We start from the raw sequence: 5,251 nt of genomic DNA on the forward strand, positions 1-5,251 counted from the left end.
ACACCAGTTCTCTATTCAATAGCATACAGAATGTAATAATAATTCTTCAATTTACAATAATTATCTCATATAATGTATCCGTTAAAAGTGTATTTAACGAACAGTTTGATGATTATAATAAAATTGATTATAGTAGAGGTATCAACAGTATATTGATACCTCTCTTCTTTTACAAAAAAATGAGTAAGGTGTCCAATATATAAGCGAAATATTTATTAAATTAGAATTCTATCTCACAAATTTTAATAGTTAGTTGAAATATTCATTTATGATATTTGATTTGAGGTGCACAGCATGAGTAATAAGGAAAAAGAAAAATTTAAAATATTAGTAGATAAACATAAAAACAAAATGCCCTGGTATATCATAGAGTACGCAGAAATGAAAACAGCCCTCTCCCCCGCTACATTATATGCTTACATTACTGAATATGAAAAGTTTTTAAAATGGCTTGTTAATAATCGGCTTGCTGTTGATAATGGCATGGTTGTCACGGATATATGTGATGTACCCATTACAACCCTAGAAACTTTACCTTTAAATGAAGCAAGATCGTTTCAAAGATATCTTCAGGGTGAAGGAATTGAAACAAGAGCTATAAATAGGACATTCTCGGCTTTGAAATCCCTATTTAAGTATTTGGCTCAGAATACAGAAAATGAACTTGGGGAAAATTACATCTCACGTAATGTTATGGAGAAAATAGAGCTACACAAGGAAAAAGTGGATGCAGCTGCAAGAGCAGATGATGTTGCAAACATGATTTTTAATGAAAAGGATGATGTAGCCTTTCTTCAATTTTTAGCAAATGACTACGGAGAAATGTTGAAAGATATATCACCGAGAAAATACAGTTTTTTTCAGCGTGATAAAGAAAGAGATATTGCCATCATAAGCCTCATTTTAGGTACTGGACTTCGTGTTTCTGAAGTAGCTAGTCTTACTATATCTAGTATAAACTTCCGTCAGGGAACGGTGAAAGTGACTCGTAAAGGTAATAAAAGATCGTCCATATTAGCTACCCGCTCCTGCTTAGATGACGTTCAAGAATATATTAAAGTTCGTTCTAGTAAATATAACTGTCCTGAAAATGAAGACTTACTTTTTGTTACAAATTATAAAGGTAAATTCACGCAGCTAACAGTTAGAGCTATACAGAAATTAATCGATAAGTATACAAGTGCATTTGATGAGAAGCGCAGCCCCCACAAACTACGACATACCTATGCTACAAATCATTATAAAGAAAATAAGGACCTAGTATTATTACGCGATCAACTTGGCCATACCTCTGTGGAGGTGACTAGTATTTATACTAATATTAATAACGAGAAGAAACGTGAAGCTATTGATCGATTAGAAAAAAGACAATTTGAATAATAGTAGGTTACTTCCTTAAGCTAAATAAACTATGATAAATATAGGACGATGTGTTGAATATATGAACATATCATCCTATATTTTTATGTATATTAAATTTTTTATTTATATATAAAAAGTTAATATTTATAGAATAATATACAATAACTCGAGTTTGATTAGAAAGTTTTACTTAGAATTTAAAGGATTATGCTAAGAACAAAGCTTTGTTACATAGGTAATGTTGCAAAGCCTTGTTAACTAACACTTAAATTATTTTAATAGCCTTTTGTGTAATTCCCACATAGTTGTTTGGTTACTATCCCATTTTAAATGCTTTATGGTGGCGGGATCTCTATAATAATTAATCTGTTGCACTATAGATTTTTATATTTCTTTCACATTTTTCACTTAAAAGTATATCTGTTTGTTTCCATTCAGCTTTAAGAAATTCATTGTGAGGTCCAGATAAACGACCAAGATTATTCTCAGTTAATGCAACTTGTTCTAATTTCTGCTCACTTACTTCTTCGCTTGGCTCAAAATTACTGCTAGATTCAAAATGTTCGATTAGATACTTGTCTCCGTTTTTTATCTTTTCAAAAACAGGGTCCATGTTTTTCACGTGGAGAATATAACCTATACCTGTAATAGGTTTCCCTTTACGTATAGTACCTGTAAAATATTTCACTTCAGATGAGAGGTCAAAGTTCTTTGTCTCTCCATCCCAAGGTTTTCTATTTTTATTGAGAGTACCTTTAAATGTTCCTTCATCCTCTTGGAATAATACTCCATTATAGGGTAGATCCCCCTTCCAAATACCCTCGAATTCTCTTTGCCCTTCTTTAATATACGATGTCCCGTTCCCTTCTCTAATACCATCTACTACCTTACCCTGATAGATAATTTCATTTTTAGAACCAAATAAAGTAGTAATTCCATTATAAAGCTTTCCATTTTTAAATTGTCCCTGATAAAAATATTGATTAAGTAAACCATTATTAATTTGATGTACTGAAACATTATTAAATTCTTTAGGTGCGATACTTATATCGTAAGTAGTTTGATATAATCTATATCCAGGAGCATAATAGCCATATAGCATTCCACTAGAAAATTGTTTTAAATAAAACTTCCCAGAACATTTTATCTCTTCATTAGTGTTATAAAGCTTTCCAGTCCCCACAAATATTTCTTCATTACTTCCCTCAAAGAAGAGCGTTCCATCTAATTCTGTTTTATAAGTTATTTTTCCATCTGATTCTTCTACTTTAGTAGTTACCCTCTTTGATGAGGTAAATGTTAAATAATAAATTTTCTTTAAGATAATATATAAATCAATATTTACCAACTCATTTGCCGAATTAATACTGTGTTTAACAAGTATTTCTAATGGTATAAAATTAGCAAACACTTCTTTAGATAATGTTACAAGATGTTGCTTTAGTTCTTCATCGGATTTTGAAGGTTCATTTTTCTCTAAAATATTTTGCAAAGCATGAAATTGTTCATACAATTTATAGACAGCATTTAACTCCTGTTCTGTAAGCTGATCTCTTAAATTAGCAACATTTTTAATCCAGTCTGTACTGAAATAAATTCGATTTGGTTTTTCTTTTTTTCTTATTAATACATAATTTAGATAAAGATCTTTTAAATTAGAAATACCACGTTGAAGATCATAATAAACGATAAGAGCATTTTCTCTAACGATCTCTTCATCCCTTTTGTTTTCTAAATCCTTTAGTTTCTTAGAAACTGATAAACCACTTTTACTAACTCTATATACTAAAAAACTAAATAAAGTTGTAGTACATAATGTGTAAAATGAGATTAAAATAGTAAAGATGTAGGATAAAGAGGTAATGGAACTAGCTGTAGTATTTGGTTTCCCTTTATAAGCCCACATTTTAGAAAAAGCTATAAATAAATCTCCAAAAATCATATAACAAGCAATCAAACCAAATATTGCTGGTACAAATATAATTAAGCAGCCAATCCAGATTATATTGCTTTTAGAAAAGTTGAGTTCATTTTCTTTTTGCATAGCATTTCTTCCTTTCAAAAACAAAATATATATATTTAGAAAAATAATATGATATTAATGATTAAGGCTCATAAAAAGGCCTGCTTACATTTGCAGACCTTTTTATAAATAGAACCATAAAATATTGTATTATTTTTATAACTATATTTTATGGTATCTATTGTAAAAGTGCAATAAAGTAATAAAACATAGTGTCTATTTAAGATAAAGTTTGCTTTAAAATAATTTGTAACATCACTTTTCACTTCTACAATTCTTTCTTTACTTAGTTGAATTGCTTCTTCTTCACTTATAGCTTATTAATATTCATCTCGGCACTCTCCCTTTCAGAGCGTTAATTGTAAATAATACACACATATGAATTGACTTTATTTTCTGAATTTTATTGATAAATAAACTTAAATCACTTATTGAATCCTGTTTTTCTGCTATAATGGTAATAAATAGGATACTCTATAGGATGGGGGAATATATAATGATTGCTTCGATAAAGGGTAATGAGCAAATCACAAAAATGTTAAATGACTGGTATATAGAGATTCGTGCCAGACATATTGGAAAGGCGCATAAATTAAAACTTGAAATTGATCAAAAAATACACAATATTGAAGAAGACCAAAATCTACTTTTATACTATTCTCTTTTAGATTTTCGTCATCAATATATGATTGATAGTTTAAGCATTGGAAAGGACAGTTTTGATAAGGTTGAATCATTAGAGGTGCCTGCAGATCAGTTTTTATCGTACTACTACCATTTCTTTAAAGCTATTCATTCAAATATTACAGGTAACTTTACAAGTGCGAAAGAACATTACAACAAAGCTGAGGAACTATTAAACCATATTCCAGATGAAGTTGAACATGCTGAATTTTATTTCAAACTATCCACTTTCCATTATCATATCTACAAGCCATTGGCGGCTATCAAAGAAGCTACTAAGGCAAAAGAGATTTTTAAAAAGCATGCAGGATATGAGACTACTATTGCGTTATGTGATAATTTAATTGGTTTGGCTTGTACGCACTTAAAACAATTTGAAGAAGCTGAAGAACACTTTATTACAGCTATTAATACATTTAAAAAATCAGGTGAAGAAAAATTTATTACGTTTGTTCGTCACAACTTAGGATTAATGTATGCTGGTCAAAATTTATCTGAACTAGCAATACGCTACTTATCTGAAGTAATACAAGAACTCCCTAAAGATTATAAAGCAATCTTTATTAAGGCTAGAGAGCATATGAAAATAGGAGATTCAGAGGAAACTTCTAACCTTATAGATAAAGGATTAGAAATTTGTAGAGACCTTAAAAATGAAGAGTACGAACATCACTTTTTAATTTTAGAAAAATTAAATCAAAAAGTAACTGCTGACGAACTAGAAAAGACAATTAAAACAGGAATCTCTTATTTTGAAAGAGAAAACCTACATGAGTACGTACAAGAATACGCTAAAAAATTAGCGGTTTTATTCCATCAAGAAAATAACAGTTCAAAAGCAAGTGACTATTTTTACCTTAGCCATCAAGCCGAAGAAAAAAACTTTGAGAAGGAGGCTTTAAAATGAGAAAAGTAATTTTCAGCTTAATTGGTATTACAGCTGCATTCACATTTATATTAAATTCTAGCCATGTAACGGATACACAAAAGGCGCTTAGCGAGGATAAAATTGAACAATACGCTCACGGTCATACTGGCGGATGATAAAAAAACAAAGGTCTTCACTTCATTTTTTACTGAAAGATAAGAAAAGTGAACTTTGAGGTTTGAATTAGCAATAAAGGTATGTTGTTAAACAATTGTAGGGAATAAAAAGAGGAGTGGGGGAATCCACTCCTTTTA

4 protein-coding genes are annotated in these 5,251 nt (G+C 30.0%); 3 read left to right on the forward strand and 1 reads right to left on the reverse strand.

The annotated features are described in order from the left end of the window. The first annotated feature begins 294 nt into the window (after positions 1–294). Positions 295–1,380: a tyrosine recombinase XerS gene (gene xerS / locus ACS2CR_RS33395; RefSeq protein ID WP_309567944.1), complete on the forward strand. Its 1,086-nt coding sequence runs from the start codon at positions 295–297 to the stop codon at positions 1,378–1,380. A 343-nt stretch (positions 1,381–1,723) separates the two neighbouring features. On the opposite strand, the gene ACS2CR_RS33400 is transcribed toward xerS, so the two are convergent. Beyond that, positions 1,724–3,406: a hypothetical protein gene (locus ACS2CR_RS33400; protein ID WP_309567943.1), complete on the reverse strand. Its 1,683-nt coding sequence runs from the start codon at positions 3,404–3,406 to the stop codon at positions 1,724–1,726. A 475-nt stretch (positions 3,407–3,881) separates the two neighbouring features. Between ACS2CR_RS33400 and ACS2CR_RS33405 the strand changes: the two genes are divergently transcribed. Continuing rightward, a complete protein-coding gene (locus ACS2CR_RS33405) occupies positions 3,882–4,976 on the forward strand; it encodes a Rap family tetratricopeptide repeat protein (protein ID WP_309567942.1) in 1,095 nt (364 codons plus the stop codon). Next, positions 4,973–5,113, forward strand: a complete 141-nt coding sequence (locus ACS2CR_RS33410) for a hypothetical protein (RefSeq protein WP_176283059.1) — start codon at positions 4,973–4,975, stop codon at positions 5,111–5,113. The genes ACS2CR_RS33405 and ACS2CR_RS33410 overlap by 4 nt, the downstream gene beginning before the upstream one ends. The last annotated feature ends 138 nt before the right edge of the window (positions 5,114–5,251 follow it).

The sequence above is a fragment of the Bacillus cereus group sp. BceL291 genome (assembly GCF_051776705.1).
Taxonomy (GTDB): Bacteria; Bacillota; Bacilli; order Bacillales; family Bacillaceae_G; genus Bacillus_A; species Bacillus_A cereus.

Excerpts from the sequence above, each read along its gene's own strand:
- xerS (WP_309567944.1), top strand. The coding sequence starts at position 295 with ATGAGTAATAAGGAAAAAGAAAAATTTAAAATATTAGTAGATAAACAT.
- ACS2CR_RS33400 (WP_309567943.1), bottom strand. The coding sequence starts at position 3,406 with ATGCAAAAAGAAAATGAACTCAACTTTTCTAAAAGCAATATAATCTGG.
- ACS2CR_RS33405 (WP_309567942.1), top strand. The coding sequence starts at position 3,882 with ATGATTGCTTCGATAAAGGGTAATGAGCAAATCACAAAAATGTTAAAT.
- ACS2CR_RS33410 (WP_176283059.1), top strand. The coding sequence starts at position 4,973 with ATGAGAAAAGTAATTTTCAGCTTAATTGGTATTACAGCTGCATTCACA.